Annotated in this window: 11 protein-coding genes and 1 other RNA gene; 9 read left to right on the top strand and 3 right to left on the bottom strand. The window is 58.7% G+C overall.

Going from position 1 to position 16,507, the window contains the following annotated elements; all coding sequences use genetic code 11:
• Window positions 1-66 precede the first annotated feature (66 nt).
• The 3 genes from ugpC (at window position 67) to nhaA (ending at window position 3,206) form a co-directional block, all read left to right on the top strand.
• Window positions 67-1,143, top strand: coding sequence for a sn-glycerol-3-phosphate ABC transporter ATP-binding protein UgpC (ugpC, locus tag QBL02_RS06655; RefSeq protein ID WP_282725603.1), 1,077 nt, complete (start codon window positions 67-69; stop codon window positions 1,141-1,143).
• Between the two features lie 227 nt (window positions 1,144-1,370).
• Window positions 1,371-1,741, top strand: a transfer-messenger RNA (tmRNA) gene (gene ssrA, locus QBL02_RS06650).
• Window positions 1,742-1,883: 142 nt separating this feature from the next.
• On the top strand, window positions 1,884-3,206 hold the full coding sequence (gene nhaA / locus QBL02_RS06645) for a Na+/H+ antiporter NhaA (RefSeq protein WP_282725602.1): 1,323 nt from the start codon (window positions 1,884-1,886) through the stop codon (window positions 3,204-3,206).
• Here nhaA and QBL02_RS06640 read toward each other — a convergent pair.
• Window positions 3,172-4,653 (bottom strand): AAA family ATPase, encoded by a 1,482-nt coding sequence (locus tag QBL02_RS06640; protein ID WP_282725749.1) that lies wholly within the window; start codon window positions 4,651-4,653, stop codon window positions 3,172-3,174. The genes nhaA and QBL02_RS06640 overlap by 35 nt on opposite strands.
• Before the next feature lie 327 nt (window positions 4,654-4,980).
• Here QBL02_RS06640 and QBL02_RS06635 point away from each other — a divergent pair, with 327 nt between their 5' ends.
• Complete coding sequence (locus tag QBL02_RS06635) at window positions 4,981-6,843, top strand: vWA domain-containing protein (RefSeq protein ID WP_282725601.1); 1,863 nt, start codon at window positions 4,981-4,983, stop codon at window positions 6,841-6,843.
• A gap of 49 nt (window positions 6,844-6,892) precedes the next feature.
• Window positions 6,893-7,711, top strand: coding sequence for a hypothetical protein (locus QBL02_RS06630; protein WP_282725600.1), 819 nt, complete (start codon window positions 6,893-6,895; stop codon window positions 7,709-7,711).
• 50 nt (window positions 7,712-7,761) lie between these two features.
• On the opposite strand, the gene chrA is transcribed toward QBL02_RS06630, so the two are convergent.
• Entirely contained in the window at window positions 7,762-8,967 is a 1,206-nt protein-coding gene (chrA, locus tag QBL02_RS06625; protein ID WP_282725599.1) for a chromate efflux transporter, read from the bottom strand.
• A gap of 76 nt (window positions 8,968-9,043) precedes the next feature.
• On the opposite strand from chrA, the gene QBL02_RS06620 reads away from it, so the two are divergent.
• Window positions 9,044-9,892, top strand: a complete 849-nt coding sequence (locus QBL02_RS06620; RefSeq protein WP_282725598.1) for a glycerophosphodiester phosphodiesterase family protein — start codon at window positions 9,044-9,046, stop codon at window positions 9,890-9,892.
• Window positions 9,893-10,043: 151 nt separating this feature from the next.
• Here the strand turns inward: QBL02_RS06620 and QBL02_RS06615 are convergent, their stop codons facing one another.
• The gene (locus QBL02_RS06615; RefSeq protein ID WP_282725597.1) at window positions 10,044-10,805 is read right to left on the bottom strand and encodes a TIGR00645 family protein; all 762 of its coding nucleotides are present in this window, start codon (window positions 10,803-10,805) and stop codon (window positions 10,044-10,046) included.
• Between the two features lie 274 nt (window positions 10,806-11,079).
• On the opposite strand from QBL02_RS06615, the gene QBL02_RS06610 reads away from it, so the two are divergent.
• The 3 genes from QBL02_RS06610 (at window position 11,080) to leuC (ending at window position 16,506) form a co-directional block, all read left to right on the top strand.
• Window positions 11,080-12,099, top strand: a complete 1,020-nt coding sequence (locus QBL02_RS06610) for a TerC family protein (protein WP_282725596.1) — start codon at window positions 11,080-11,082, stop codon at window positions 12,097-12,099.
• A gap of 142 nt (window positions 12,100-12,241) precedes the next feature.
• Window positions 12,242-14,620, top strand: a complete 2,379-nt coding sequence (locus QBL02_RS06605) for a lamin tail domain-containing protein (protein WP_282725595.1) — start codon at window positions 12,242-12,244, stop codon at window positions 14,618-14,620.
• 392 nt (window positions 14,621-15,012) lie between these two features.
• Complete coding sequence (gene leuC, locus QBL02_RS06600) at window positions 15,013-16,506, top strand: 3-isopropylmalate dehydratase large subunit (protein WP_282725594.1); 1,494 nt, start codon at window positions 15,013-15,015, stop codon at window positions 16,504-16,506.
• Window position 16,507: the final 1 nt, after the last annotated feature.

Raw genomic sequence — 16,507 nt, 5'->3', positions numbered from 1 at the left:
GGTTGCGCAGACCGTCGACTTTCACTACGGATCGTCCGGCACGTACCTGCCGGTGGAGGAAATATCATGGCATCAGTCACGTTTGAAGCGGTATCTCGCGTATACCCGGGCAACCCAAAGCCCTCGGTCGACTCTCTCAATCTTGAGATTGCAGACGGCGAATTCTTGGTTCTTGTTGGCCCCAGCGGTTGTGGCAAATCGACCACTCTTCGAATGCTCGCTGGTCTCGAAGAGATCGATGGCGGTCGAGTGCTTATCGGCGACCGTGACGTCACCAATGTGCCGCCGAAGGATCGCGATATCGCGATGGTGTTTCAGAACTACGCGCTGTACCCGCATATGACTGTGGCGGAAAACATGGGCTTTGCACTCAAAATCGCGGGTGTCGATAAAGCGACCCGCGCTGCCCGTGTCGAAGAAGTTGCCAGACTTCTTGATCTTGAACAGTACCTTGACCGCAAACCGAAGGCGCTTTCGGGTGGTCAGCGTCAGCGTGTGGCAATGGGACGTGCGATCGTGCGTGAACCTCAGGTGTTCCTGATGGACGAGCCGCTCTCTAACCTTGACGCGAAGCTGCGTGTGCAGACCCGCACCCAGATTGCCTCGCTGCAGCGCCGGCTCGGCGTGACCACCGTATACGTCACGCACGACCAGACCGAGGCGCTCACGATGGGCGACCGCATCGCGGTACTCAAGGACGGCAAACTGCAGCAGGTAGGCACCCCGCGTGAGCTCTTTGCCACACCGAAGAACGTGTTTGTGGCCGGATTCATCGGCTCGCCAGCAATGAACCTGATGCCAGCGAAACTCGTCGACGGACGTGTACATTTCGCGGGCCAAGAATTCGCTGTAGTCTCCGGTGGCGCTGCTGGTGGCGCAGATATCGTGTTCGGTATTCGCCCTGAAGACCTGCGTATTGCCTCGACCGGTGAGGCCGGAATTGTGGCTGAAATTGACCTGGTCGAAGAGCTCGGCGCCGATGGTTACCTCTATGCGCACCTCGAAGACAACGGCGAACGTCGCGAGATTGTGGTTCGCGTTGACGGCCGCAATCACCCGTCTGCGGGCGAGACCGTCACTCTCGTGCCCGATATGACGCACGCACACCTGTTTGACGCGGCAACAAGCGAGCGTCTGGCCTAGTCGACCTAGCGCTTCCGCTGGTTTTGGCGTTGGATCGCCCGCCCCTGTGGTGCTGTTTGCCCGGAGCGGGCGATCCAGCCTGCTGCTTTTTGTTGTGGGGCGCGTTGAAGCTGTGCGGCAGAAATGTTAGTCTGTAAGGCCTGACCTTGGTCAGGATTGGTAATTCCATAGTGTGTGAGTTGAAAGCCTGCGCGGGCGTCGATAATTGTTGATGTTTGCGCGATTTAGGGGCCGATCGGTTTCGACACGTCGATTTGAGACTGTGAGAAGCGGGTCGAGGATGCGAAGTTATCTCGTTAACGCTCTTCGCAAAACATAGGTGCAAACGCTAAGCGCACCGACTTCGCTCTCGCTGCCTAAGCACGAGACCGAGTCCGTCAGGCCGGGTTTGCCTTCGCCCCGGTTCCTGGCGTCATTTAGAGGGCTTGCTGGTGTGTCGCGTCTCAGGGCACATCGGGACTTTTACTGAGACTGGGCCTGTCGTTCTAGGTGTTCGTGACAAAGAACGGGGCCGAGTAGAACGCCTTAACGAACTACACCCGTAGAAGGCGCGGAATCATCGAAGTGGACAGGGGTTCAATTCCCCTCGGCTCCACACACGGGAGTCTCAGTACCTTGTATTGAGCGCCCGGTTTCAGCTCACACGCTTGGAATTTCCGTTTGTTTGCGTGCGAACAGACATGGTGTGCCGGGAAGTCTGGTCGGCAAGTTTCTAACGTTGACCCACCTGAAAGTTGACCATGTCAAAACTCCGTAAGGGCGCAGACGGTGCTGCCGTATTTCCCAGGCTCTCGTCGCTGAAAGAACGCAATCGTATCGGCGAGATCCTCCGCAAAGAGACCGTGGGCGGTGTGCTGCTCGTTGTTGCTGCCACTGCGGCAGTGCTGCTCGCAAATTCGCCTGCCGCCGAAGGCTACTTCGCTCTGCGCGACCTGGAATTCGGGTACGAACCCTGGCACCTAAAGCTTTCTCTCAGCACGTGGGCGGCAGACGGGCTGCTCGCAATCTTCTTCTTTTTGGTGGGGCTCGAACTCAAGCGAGAGTTCGTGTCTGGTGACCTTCGAAACCCGAAGACAGCGATTGTGCCTGTCGCTGCCGCGGCAGGTGGTGTCATCGTGCCGGCGGTAATCTACTCGGTGATTGTGCGTGGAGATTCGGTGTTAGCGCACGGCTGGGCGATTCCTACCGCGACCGACATCGCGTTCGCCGTTGCCGTGCTCGCAATCATCGGATCGCGCCTGCCGAGTGCCCTGCGCATCTTTTTGCTCACCCTCGCAGTAGTGGACGATCTCATCGCAATCGCTATCATCGCGATCTTCTACTCGGGTGCGATTGAAGTGGTGCCGCTGATTGCCGCGCTAGTCACAATCGCTATTTATGGTTTTATCGCGCAGAAATGGCGTGACTTCTTTGGCGGGCGGCCGTTTGCAGCCTGGCTCATTCTGTTGCCGATTGGGGTTATTGCGTGGGCGTTTATGCATGCGTCGGGTATTCACGCGACCATCGCCGGCGTGCTGCTTGCGTTCACTATTCCGGTATTGCATCGCAAATCAGCAGCTTCAGCTGAGCACGCAGAACCCGATCTTGGTCCAGGTCTTGCTGAACAGTTTGAGCACCGCTTCCGGCCTCTCTCGGCGGGTATCGCCGTGCCGATCTTCGCGTTTTTCGCGGCGGGAGTTTCGCTTGGTGGCGCCGAGGGAATTCAATCGGCCTTCGCGAGCCCCGCGACGATCGCCATCATCGCGGCTCTCTTGCTTGGCAAACCAATCGGCATCGTTGCGACTACGTGGCTCACCACCCGTCTTACGCGCACCAAGCTTGATCCCTCGTATCGCTGGATCGATTTGCTCGGTGTCGGCATTCTTGCCGGTATCGGCTTCACAGTCTCATTGCTCGTTGCAGAACTGAGCTTCGACTCGGAGCTGGCCGAGCACGATTATGCGAAGGTCGCGGTGCTTACGGCTTCCGTCTGTGCGGCGGTGCTTGCGTCGATTCTGCTCGGCATTCGAAACCGGCAATACGCAAGGATCAACCGAGTTGAAAACCTTGCCCCTCAAGAATGAGGGCCAGCACTCGGCGATCCTCGCGATGCATCACGCTCTCAACAAAACGCGTGAGGGCGTGATCTAGTGATACGGCACCAGCGCTGCCGGCAACTTTTTGCAGCACCGCGACGAGGGTGCGCGGCGCGAGCACGGCTTCGTCGAGACCAGGCCTGCCATCTATTTCGCGTTCGGTGCTGACAAAATCCGCGAATCCCTTGCCGTTTTGCCCAGAGAACACTTGCTGGCTGATGAAGGCTGCACGCGCTGCTCGCAGCACCTCATCTGCGTTCAGCTCGATTGGTAGTTCGCCTCGTTCGTTGACCACTGCGGCAAAGGCGAGCAAACCGTTCTCGCTTGGTATCTCGTCGTATCGGGTGTTTGCATCGGGATAGTGCACGCGGTAGCCATTGGCTCCAAATCGGTTCACCAGTTCCGAGCTCAAACGGTCGATACCCCGGTATCGGTGCGGGGTTTGCTCGTTGGCGGTAGCGAGGATCGCGAAACCCTGGGCTACGAGTACTTCGCGGCCGGCGTTTTCTTGTACCCCGAGACGGTCACCGGGCCGGAGCTGCAGAATACGGTTGAGGCGTTTCAAAAATTCTGCGGGCATCGCGTTCACCTCGTCGAGGATTACCGGACGCCCCTCGGCCATCGCGCGGAGCAGCGGTCCCGGCACAAACACGCTCACGGTGGCACCGTTCTCGGCACGAAGTTCGTGGCTTCCGATTACTTGCGCGCTGGTAATGTCTCCGTAGCCCGAAATGAGCTCGGGTTCGCTGCCGCTCGCGCGCAGGGCGAGGTGCTCTGCGAGAGCGGTCTTCGCGCCACCGGTTTCACCAACGAGGAGCACCGGTTCGCCTCGAGTAAGTGAGGGGAGCGCTTCGGCAATGATGCCGCGCATCTGTTCTGTCATGAGCAGCCCGTCGCGCAATTGCGCGCGTGCTTCGCGTAGGCGCATGGTGCCGAGTGCTTCGATTGTGGCATCGCGCCTGGCGGCGGTGTTGATGTGCTGCTGCCAGTGTGTTCCCGCTAGCGCCGTCTCGGTTTCCTCGGCTGTCTCCTGCAGCAGCGGTGCGCGTAGCTCACGCACACGTTCGCGCTCTGCCGAAGTGAGAGAACGAGAGTCGCGCGCCGCCGCAGTGACAATTCGCTCTGCTTTGTTGAGTCTGTCGCGCTGTGCGAGTTCTGCGCGGCGGGCCTGCACTGCGGCTCGAAGCACGGTTGCTCGTTCGTCAAGTGCTGTGTGCACAATGGCGAGGTTGCCTGGTTCTGTGAGTAAGAGTTCAAGGCTCGTTTGTAGCGCGGTGAGATCTTGTTGCAGTACCGCTGCGGCGCTCAGATCTGTTTCTCGGCCTGTGGCCTTGGCGAAAGTTTCGGCCGCGCGCGCGGCTCTGCGCACCTGGCGAATCTCGCGAGCGAGATCGCTGGCCTGAAGGAGCACTGGGTCGGCGTCGTAAGGCAGCATGCTGGTCACGCTACCACGCCCGTACGAAATTCGTTAGAGTGGCGATATTGATTGCATTTCCTAAAGAACGCTTCGCTTTCAGTGGAATTTGTGAGATTATCAACGAAATCAAGCGTTCTAAAGGGGTTGTTTTTGCGGTTGAGGGATGCGTGCTCAATGGCTCGGCGATCCTGCGCTTCTTGAAAAATGGTGATCCCGGCAAAATGTGCCAATTTGGCACGTTGGATCGCTCGCACCCGTCGAGACGAGTACGTTTCAGAGCGCAGCTGCCACAAGAAAGCGCAACACGGTGTCGGTTAGGGTGAGGTCATGGTCGAAGGAGCTGGAATGAGCGATGCGGCAAATGCCGAGCTCGCCGCTGCCTTGCACTCTGTCGGTGCCATGCTCGGCATCAGAATCGTGACAAGCGACCTTGATGAGTGGCAGCTTGACGACCAGGGCTTGCGTGTTGGTCTCGGCTGGTATGCGGCACGCGGCCACGGTCAGCATGAAGCCCTCGCCCTGGCTGCGCTGCACCTTTGGGAAGGCCCGCGTGAATTGTTGATCGCCCCCGAACGGGCCAGGCGTGCGCGCGGACTTGAGCGTGCCCGGCCCGATCTTGCACCACTGCTCGGAGCGCTCCGCCGTACGCAGGCTGCGTTCGAGTTGTTGCGGGCGATGCCTGGGCTGCGCACGCCACTGCAGGCCGCCGTGTATCGCACGCTGCCGAGCGAACTCAGTACCCAAGCGCGACACCTGCAATGGGCCACGCTTGTGCTCGCCCAGCTCACACCGTTGGCTGATCAACTCAGCATTGATGACCCCGATGTCGCTCGTGAATGGCAACACATGCTTCAGCTTGGCACCGCTGAAATTGATGTGCTTCGCCGTGTGTTGATGCCCGATCCAACGATTGTGCCGCTGCGCAGATTCGAGCGCGCGCTTGCCGTTTTACTACCCGGTTACGAACGTCTGAGCCGACTCGATGCGGCAGGCGCGCCTACGGTGCTTGGCGGTAGCGACCGTGCTGAGCTGAGCGTCGAGGCAGAGACGCCGCTCGGGTCTGACGATTTTGCGCTGGGCGACGAGGATCAGAGTGCCGACCCGGCTGACAATTCTGACGAAGCTGACCAGACCCCAAGCAGCCCAGACCTTGACCAGCTCACCGCCTCAGCAAATGAGGATTTTGTGCAGCAGGTCCTAGCCACGCCGATTCCAGACGCGAATTCGGTGGTGGCGGCAGCTTCAGAACTGGACGCTGCGGCCGAAAGTGACCGGGCAGAGCCCATGGACGCCGGGGCGGCAGCAAACGGCAATGCGGCGGCGACGGTGCTCGCCGACTATCGGGAACGAAGCGCTCAACTTGCGCCCGAGATTGACAGGATTCGGGCGCTTTTTGCTCGAATTATTGGCGAGCGAGTCACGCAGCGTCGCAGCCAGAGCCGGCGAGCCTTTGCCGATGGTGATGAGCTGGCAACCGATATGTTTGCCTCGATCATTGCCGAAGCGGTATCGGGAGTACGCGCGCCTCATGCGTTTCGACGCAGGGTACTCACTCCGAAACTTGCGAGTGACGTAGGTAGCACCGACTATGTGTTGATGGTTGATGCTTCGGCCTCTATGACCGGCCCGGCTTCACAGGCCGCCGCCGACGCAATGATCATTTTGCTTGAAGGGCTTGCCGCGGTTGAGCGAGATATCGTTTTTGCGGAGCTGAACGCCGGGATCAGTCTCGAACTGGATATTCGAAGCAGCCTGATTGTGTTTGATGCTGAGGCAACTGTGCTGAAGCCTCTTTCACGCGGGCTGGACGATGAGGCTCGGCGGCTGATCCACGCCGAAGCACGCGAGCCCGGTGGATCGACAAACGACGCTGCGGCCCTCTCAGCAGCGGCTGAGCAATTGGGAATCTCACGTTCCGGTGTCGCTACCTCGGCTTCTTCCCCGGTTATTGGAAATTCCAATAACCGGGAAGCGGTACGCACTCGAATCGCGATTTTGGTGAGTGACGGCGGAACCAACGACACGGCTGCTGCGCATCGAGAATTGCAGCGATTACGCAGCGCTGGCGTCGGCATGTACGGCATCGGAATCGGCACGGACGATCTCGCAAAACGCTACGAGCCAGATGGTATCGCTCTGAACGACCCACGCGAGCTGCCAAGGCTCCTCGAACAACTTCTCGCTGAGCATCTCAACGCCGTCCGGTAGCGTGAAAGTGCATCAGAGAGCGTCATCGCAACAAGAAACGGAGTGCATCGTGTCAGAACAAACTGATCGAGTCGCGCTGATGCGCGCCCTGTTCCCAGGGATCGCAAAAAACGTCGACGCTGCCTACAGCCAGTTCGCAGGCGAGCGCGAAGACGTCAAACTTGACCACTGGCTTGATCGGCAAGCCGCACGAGTCTTACCAGGAGCAGCCACGCTGGTCGTTGACGATGCCGCAATTGCCGCACGATTTGATACCGCGTTCGCCAAGGCCCGCGCCGCAGCCGCTCTGCTTGGCCTCGACGTGCCAGAAATTGAATCATTCGAGGCGGCCGGTGTTGACTTGGAAGGGTTGGCGGACGCAATAGTCGAGGATCCCACGCTCGTACCGGTGGTGGCACCCCACGGGCTTGGCGAACAGCGCTGGGTGAACGCCTATGCTCGCCTGGGTAAACCGAGCTTGCTCATCTCCGACGAAGCCTCGAAAGAATTTGAGCTGCTTGACTCAGTGCAGCAACCAGCACCGCCAACGATTCGGCTGGTCGACACGGCAAACGAGAGCACCCGGCAAACAGTAACCTGGACTCTGCGTCTCATTCCTGCGGCAGCGGCACCGCCTCTGCTGGGTTTGAGTTTTGCGAATGGCCCGCACGTTGGGCTCAGTGAAATGCTGATGCTGCAATTAATGCGCGCGGTAGCCGGTGAACCGCCTCTCGACGCGACTACCTTTACGTGGCTGGCCGGAGTGTTGGCTGCGGGCAGACTTGCTGCCAGGCATGTGTATGACGCTTCGGAAGACACCATCCGCATCACCTGCCGCGAGGTAGTGAGTCAGGGCCCGCATCTTGGAGCTCGACCGCCGATCGGCTAGCCAACGGGTGCTGAACAAATGGGTCACCCCGAAAACGGGCGCCCACAAAGTCATTGAAGTAGTGAATATGCGGCGCCGGCCACACCGCCCGCAGCCACCACACCCCAAGCTGGCACTCGAAAAAACAGTGCCGCAAGGCAGGCGAGAGCTAGGAGCAGCGTAAACACGCTCGTTATTCCGGTCGAGATGAGCGGATCACAAAGGGCCGCGATCAGTAGGCCAACAACGGCAGCGTTTGCACCGCTGAGCGCGGCAGCTGCGCCGGGCATTTGGCGCAAGCTCGCCCAGAACGGCAAGACAGCAAGGAGAAGCAGCATGCCGGGCAAAAACACTGCGATCAAGGCGACAATCGCCATCCCCGGTCCACCGCCAGGTTGCGCCACCTCTCCCAGATAGGCGGCAAATGTGAATAGTGGGCCGGGCACTGCTTGCGCTGCGCTGTAGCCGGCGAAGAATTGTTCTGTCGACACTGATGCGGCAATGGCAGGTTCTGCCTGCAGCAACGGGAGCATGACGTGGCCGCCGCCGAAGACAAGTGCGCCAGAGCGAGACGTAGCATCGGCCATTTGTATGATCGGGTTGCCCGTGAGCGACGCCAAAACGGGCAATAGTGTGAGCAAGCCGATCAACGCAGCAACGCAGCTCAACGCCACGGCTCTACTCACCTCAAAAAAGCTAGTCGGGTGCTCCGCTTTGTCTGCGAGCGTGGTTTGGCAGCAGACAAGACCGGCAACAAGTCCGACCAGGATCGCAGAAACTTGCCCGATTGCGCTCGGTATGAGCAACGCCAATACGGCGGCAGTCACGGCTATCACCATGCGTCGAATGTCGGGCGTAAGCGTGCGCGCCATACCCCAGATCGCGTGCGCTACAACGGCGACCGCGACAGCATGCAACCCCGCAAGGACTCCGGTACCAACTGGCCCGGAGAAAAAACTGGTGCTTGCGGCAAAAAGCATGAGCAGGAGCGCTGACGGCAGTGTGAACGCGAGCCAAGCCAGTACTGCGCCAAGGTATCCAGCGCGTCTGAGGCCAATCGCGAAACCGAGTTGGCTCGAAGTTGGGCCAGGCAAAAACTGGCAGAGGGCAAGAAGCTCGGCGAATTGACGTTCGCCGATCCAGCGTCTTTTCGCAACAAATTCTTCGCGAAAGAAGCCAAGGTGCGCGACCGGGCCACCAAACGACGTGAGGCCGAGTTTCAGAAACACTCGAAATACCTCTCGCCCTCTCGGGCCACGTCGCGGCTGGCTGTGCATGGGCAGGATTCTAGCTGCCGTAAATAGCCGAGAAGTTAATCACCTGACGGCATACACTTGAGCCAACAATCTCAACATGAACGGCGCATACATGACTCACCCGTTTCTGACTCGCGGCGGGTTGCCTCGGGTATTTGCTCACCGCGGGCTTGTTGGGCGAATGCCCAACGGCAACGAGATGGCTGATAACTCCAGAATGTCGATTGCGGCGGCGCAAGCAATCGGGGTGCGCTACCTCGAAATTGACGTGCATCTCACTCGTGATGGGGTAGTGGTGATCTGCCATGACGATGATCTTCAGCGCATAGCGGGGGATCCACGGCTCGTAGCGGATCTGAGCTTTGCCGAGTTCAAGGAACTCCTTGCGGATCGCGGAGGGCTCATTTCCTTGCGCGATGCGCTTGAGGCTTTTCCTGAGATGCACTTCAACGTCGATATTAAGTCTGCTTCAGCTGCGACCCCTGCCGGTGAAATTGCGGGGGAGTTTTGCGACAGAGTGCTGATCACCAGTTTTTCGGACGCGCGGCGGCAAGAAGCGCTTGAAGCCGCTGCTCGTGTGGCGCGTGAGCTCCGGTCAAACTCCAAAACAGCTCTGTCGGGCTCATCGCAACAGCCTGTCCACAGGCCGGCTTCATCACCCGGGTACGGCGGTATATTGCGCATTGTGCTGGCCACTAAATTTGGTGGAAAACGAGCGCAAGCCAAAGCGCTTGCTGGTTTCGACGCCCTGCAGATTCCAGTGAAACAGGGACCAGTTCGGGTGGTGACGCCGAAGCTGATTGCTGCGGCGCATCGCTCGGGTGTCGAAGTGCATGTCTGGACCATTAACGACCCAGCCGAGATGCGTGCGCTCGTCGAGCTTGGAGTTGACGGGATTATTACTGATCGCGCTGATGTGGCGGTCGAGACGCTGGGGCTGGGTTAACCTGCTGGAACCGTTCCCTGCGCGACAAACGCAGCGCAGATGAACATTCCCTTGCGCCGTCCTGTTTCAGCGTTGCCTGGGCGTTTTTGCGACACCGATAGTCGCCGAGTGCCGCCGGCGACTCGTGTCACGCGAACTCTCGCGCTACACGTTACTTTCCGGTGACTACCTCGGCGCCATCGGGAAGCGCAGACCCGGCAGGCAAGCGCACGGTGACGTATCCATCCTGCTCAGCGGTGGAAGATGCTTGGGGAGTTGGCTCAGCTGGTGCGCTGTGAACGACCGGTGCCTCAGCGGCAGGCTTCGTGTGTACAGAGTCATGATGACTCATGCGGTCGATCCAAGCGAGAGCCAATGCAGAAACGATAAACGCGAGGTGAATGATAACCTCCCACATCACGCCATCGCTTGAGTAGATGACCTTGCCAGAAGCGTCATAAACCAGGCCGTTCTCCATGCGGCCGACCTCGATGAAGGTCTTCAACAGGTGAATCGACGAGATCGAGATAATCGAAATCGCGAGCTTCACCTTGAGGAGGTTGGCGTTTACATGTGAGAGCCAGTCTGGTTCGTCATGGTGCCCATTCACCCGAATCTTCGAGACGAAGGTCTCGTAGCCTCCTATGATCACCATGATCAGGAGGTTCGCGATCATCACAATGTCGATCAGCGCCAGCACGCTCAGCATGACGTCGGTTTCGTTGATTTGGCCGGTGGTGATCACCTTTTCGAGAAGGTGCCAGAGCTCAACAAAAAACAGTGCGACGTAGATTGCCTGCGCAATGATGAGGCCCAGGTACAGGGGAGCCTGCAGCCAACGGCTGGCGAAGATGAACCCAGCGAGCGTGCGCGAAGCCGCACCGGGGCCCTTGACGGAGCTTCGTTCGATTGAATTGGTTGAGCGCGCGTTCACTGGGGGGTCCTTTCGCGTGGGCGTCTAGTAAATCGTAATGGGCAGTTGTCTGAAGAGATACCTATAGGGAAAGCTGTGCTGTCAGATTGAACCTCGCGAGTCAGCTAGACTAAAAAGCACGAAGGGGAGTATTCCGTTTCGCCTGTGCCGTCAATACGCGGGGCTTCGACGCCTCGCCGGTTCGGGCGCATCACCGTGATTTTCGAAGTGATGGGAAGAGACTTTCGGCGATAACCACACCCTAAAATAGGTGTGAACCGGCCGAAAGAGCTATATGACCACCCAACTTCCACTTTGGTTCGAAATCGGATCGATGGTGATTTTGCTCACCATCCTGATCGTTGACCTGCTGCTCATCGTGAAGCGCCCGCACGTTCCTTCGATGCGTGAGGCGAGTCTCTGGGTCGGGTTTTACGTATTGTTGGCCCTCATTTTTGCGGGCGTGCTTTTCCTTATCGGAGACGCTCAGCATGGCAGCGAGTTTTTGGCGGGCTGGCTTACCGAGTACAGCCTCTCGATCGACAATCTCTTCGTGTTCGTGCTGATCCTCGCCGGATTTAACGTACCGAAGGCTTACCAGCAGCGCGCACTCATGGTGGGTATTGTGCTCGCGTTGATCTTCCGTGGCCTCTTCATCTTGGCCGGTGCTGCGATTATTGAGCGCTTCATCGCGGTCTTCTTCATCTTCGGTGCCTGGTTGATCTGGACCGCTTGGCAGCAGATTCGCCACGATGAAAACGCGGACCAGGGCGATAGCTGGCTGATCCGCCAGGTGAAGAAATTTGTGCCGATTAGCGAAGAGTATGACGGCGGCAAGCTGCGCACCACGGTCGACGGCAAGCGTATGTGGACCCCGTTCATGCTCGTCTTTATTTCGCTCGGCACCACCGACCTGTTGTTTGCGCTCGATTCGATTCCCGCGATCTTTGGTATTACCCAGAGCCCGTTCATCGTGTTTACCGCGAACGTGTTTGCCTTGATGGGTCTGCGTCAGCTGTATTTCCTCTTGGGAGGTCTGCTCGACAAGCTGGTGTACCTGAAATACGGTATCGCCGCGATCCTCGCCTTTATCGGCGTGAAGCTGATCCTGCATGCGCTGCACGAAAACGAATTGCCGTTTATCAACGGTGGCAATCCAGTTCCGGTTCCTGACATCAGCACTTGGATGTCGCTTGGCGTGATTGTTGCCTCGATGGCGATCGCTACGATTGCGAGCCTCGTGAAGATGCGCCGCGATGCGAAGGCAAGCGGCGAGAAGCTGCACCTTGGCGCACCAGAGGGTGACAACCACTAGGCAGTTTTTGGGGGCGCTGGATCACCCAGCCCCTGCCACGGCGCCGAGCGTTCACCGCAAAGAAACCTTGGAGTCAGTTGACGGAAATCTGCGGCTGTTCGGATAGCAGGGACAAACTTGTCCTGAGCTAAAAGGAACACCAGTGCCTCGACACACACTGACCAAGACACTCGCGGGGGTGCTCGGCGTCGCTGCCTTCACTCTGCTGGGTGCACCACTTGCGATTGCTGCCCCAGAAACCCCGCAACTCGTGATCAACGAGATTGAAACTGACGGCTCACCAGACTGGGTTGAGCTGATGAATAGTGGCGACACCCCGCTCGATATTTCGGGTGTCACGCTAAATGGCCGCCAGAACGTGGTTACCTACACGGTGCCAGCGACGACGGTGCTTGATCCAGGTGGTTTTTACGTAGTGAATGATGCTTCGTTCAAACTGAAGAAAAGCGACAAGCTGACGTTGCTCGCAGCAGATGGAGTCACCCAGCTTGATGCCTATGAGTGGGGCGATCAGCACCTGAGTAGTTGGGGTCGTCTACCAAATGGCACCGGTGACTTTGTTCAGCTGAGCAGCAAGACCCCAGGGGCGGCAAACCCTAACTCGACCACGACCGAGCCAGAAACGCAGCCGTGGCAAAACATCAAAATCAATGAGGTGACTTCGGCCAATATTGAGCCTTACACCGATGCCTACGAGCTTTACAACAGTGGTGACACCGACATCGACATTTCGGCTTGGCTGCAGTCAGACAACGGACACGCTCCGGCAGCGCTGACCCTGGCTGATCAGAGTGCGGTGCCTGCAGGCACCGTGGTGCCAGCAGGAGGCTTCTTGGTCTTGCGTTCGAACCAGGGGCTTTCCGCAGGCGGAGACTCGGTAAATCTTTACCTTGCCGACGGCACCACGCTGGTTGACTCGGTGACCTACGGCAAGCAAGATGCCGAACCGGGTTCGTGGTCGAGCTGTGGCGACGGTACCGGCCGCTGGCTGCACACCGAGAGCGATAGCTGGGGCGAATCAAACGCCTCTGCTTGCAGTGGACGCATTATCGACAGCAGCGAGGGCAGCACAGTGCCCTGCCAGACCCAGCCACCCTCAGACCTTGCCGAGGAAATTGCTGGCGGAATTTCTTGGCCGGGAAGCCAGAAGTGGTACACCTCAGATAACCAGTGCCAGTTTGATTCGGCTGTTTCTGGTCAGGACGTGTCCGGGCTCGATATTGATCCAAGCGCACCAGACGTGATGTGGGCAGTGAAGAATAAGAGCCACCTTTACCGCCTGGTCAAAGAAAACGATCGCTGGATCAAAGACCCGTCGGGCGGTTGGGCTGAAGGCAAGCAGATCGTCTTTCCAAACGGCGGTGGACAGCCAGACTCAGAGGGCATCACGGTTGGCCCTGACGGCTACCTGTACATCACGACGGAGCGCGACAACACCAACAAGAAGGTCGTCCTCGATAGCGTGCTGCGATACGACCCAAACGAGGCGAGCACCGTTCTGCACCCCACCAACCAGTGGGATCTGACGGCCGACTTTGACGGCGTCCTGAGTACCGCACCTGGCCCAGACTCGAATCTCGGGTTTGAAGGAATTACCTGGGTGCCTGACGAGTTTCTCACCGACGGCGGATTCATCGATGAGAACACTGGCGAGGCCTATGATCCAGCGCGCTACCCGGGACACGGTACTGGCGTGTTTTTCCTGGCGCTAGAAAAGAACGGACACCTTTACGCCTACACCCTGAACAACATCGACGGCGGTTTTCAGCGCATTGCGACAATCGATACCGGCATGCCACTCATCGCTGAGGCGCAGTGGGATTTTGACAACAACCGCATGTGGGCAGTGGGCGACGACAGCGTTGGCGGCTCGGCAACCCTGATGAAGCTGGATGCCAGTGGGAAATTTGCGATTGACCGCGTCTACAACCGGCCAAGCGAACTTGCGAACCTCAACCTTGAGGGGTTCGCGATCACTCCGGATAGCACCTGTGTAAACGGAGTCAAAGAAGTGATCCGAGCAGATGACGGCAACAACGGCGGGCACTCGCTCTGGTCAGGCACCGTGAACTGTGACCTTGGGCTTGATCAGGTTGATCCCGAGGTGCCCGGAACCCCAACAATTGTGCTTGGAGCCGCAAGCGTGCCAGCCGGTGGCACACTAACAATCAGCGCGACAGGGCTCGCCGCAGACACCGAATACGTGTTTGTGATGAACTCGACTCCAACCACCCTCGGCGGAGCAAGCACGGACGCATCGGGCAAGCTGACCTTTGACGCCAAGATTCCGCAGAACGCTGCGGCAGGCAAGCACACCATCACGGTCGCAGCTGCCTCAGCGCCAGACACGGTGCTGGCGAGCGCCCCGATTACCGTCACCTCGAAGGCGATTACTGAGCAGAAACCGAAGCCGCTCGCCGCAACCGGTGGCGAATCGGTGATGGGCATTGGCGCGATTGCCGCGCTCATGCTCGTCGCTGGTGCCTGTGCGCTCGCCGGAACCAAACGCAAGCGAGCCTAACGCGCTAGGCAACTCTGTCGGGGCACGTTTTGGTGTTTGGACAGAGTTACTTGGAGTGGCAAGAAGCGTCCGTTCGTGTCTGTCGAACGGGCGCTTCTTTGCGTCTCAGTCGCGGTGAGTTGGAAGGGAGATTGAATGGTTTCGCTCCTTGCTTGCTTGAACACTGCGAAAACCTTCGTGCGAGCGCACAAAGTCGGGTTGGAATTCAGCGCTGCTCGCACGAAGTCAAGCGGTATGCGGCAACTGCTAGAATCGCCCTATGCGTCGTTGGCTTCTGCTTCTTGCTTGCCGCGACGGGATGTAATCAGTTCGACCGCTCCCGTCGCGGAGTTTAGGTACGGCCGAAATGCATGTGCGTAAGCGCACCGATCAAAGAAGAGAAGCACTGAATAATGACTGAGCAAAGCGTACGACCTCGGACTCTGGCCGAGAAACTCTGGGATGCACACACCGTAGTCAAGGGTGAAAACGGTGATCCTGACCTGATTTACATCGATCTCCACCTCATCCACGAGGTCACCAGCCCTCAGGCCTTTGACGGTCTTCGTACGGCAGACCGCCCGCTACGACGGGTTGACCTGATGATCGCGACCGAAGATCACAACACCCCAACACTGAACATCACGAAGCAGATTGAGGATCCAACGAGCCGTCTGCAGATCGAGACGCTGCGCAAGAATGTCGCAGAGTTTGGTGTGCGCGCGCACCCGCTCGGTGACAAAGAGCAGGGAATCGTGCACGTCGTTGGTCCGCAGCTTGGCCTGAGCATGCCGGGAATTACCGTAGTGTGCGGCGATAGCCACACCTCGACGCACGGTGCTTTTGGTGCGCTCGCATTCGGCATCGGCACCAGTGAAGTCGAGCATGTCATGGCAACCCAGACACTGCCGCTGAAGCCATTCAAGACAATGGCGATCAACGTTGATGGCGAACTGCGCCCAGGCGTGACCGCGAAAGACATCATTCTTGCTGTAATCGCGAAGATCGGCACCGGTGGCGGTCAGGGCTATGTGCTCGAGTACCGCGGGTCGGCGATTCGCAACCTTTCGATGGATGGACGTATGACCATCTGCAATATGTCGATTGAGGCTGGCGCACGCGCCGGTATGGTTGCGCCAGATGAGACAACCTTCGAGTATGTGAAGGGCCGCGATCACGCTCCACAGGGCGCCGATTGGGATGCCGCTGTTGACTACTGGAAGACACTGCCAAGCGACGAGGGTGCAGTGTTCGACGAAGAAATCTTCATCGACGCAAACGCGCTTGAGCCATTCGTAACCTGGGGCACCAACCCTGGTCAGGGCGTTCTGCTGAGCGACAACGTGCCAAATCCGGCTGACATTACTGATCCAAACGAGCGTGCTGCAGCAGAGCGTGCGATCGAATACATGGATCTTGAAGCCGGTAAGCCAATGAAGGAGATCCCGGTAGACGCAGTCTTCATGGGTTCTTGCACCAACGCGCGCCTCGACGATCTGCGTGATTTTGCAGGCATCATCAAGGGCAAGCGTAAGGCTGACGGTGTTCGTTTGATGGTGGTGCCCGGCTCTGCCCGCGTGCGTCTTGAGGCTGAGGCTGAGGGCATCGACAAGATTGTTGAGGCTTTTGGTGGCGAGTGGCGTTTCGCTGGCTGCTCTATGTGCCTCGGTATGAACCCGGATCAGCTTGCCCCAGGCGAGCGCTGCGCCTCGACCTCGAACCGTAACTTTGAGGGTCGCCAGGGCAAGGGCGGTCGCACCCACCTGGTGTCGCCACTTGTTGCCGCTGCGACCGCGATTCGCGGCACACTCTCAAGCCCGTGGGATCTGCAGCAAGACGCAGAACAGGGTATTACTCATGACGCAGATGGCGCAGCAGCAGGCGCTGAGAAGGTGCAGGCAGCGTAAC

Source organism: Leucobacter sp. UT-8R-CII-1-4, assembly GCF_030010235.1.
Classification (GTDB): Bacteria; Actinomycetota; Actinomycetes; order Actinomycetales; family Microbacteriaceae; genus Leucobacter.
Note: the sequence above shows the minus strand (reverse complement) of the source record. Positions and strands in the feature narration are given on the sequence as shown.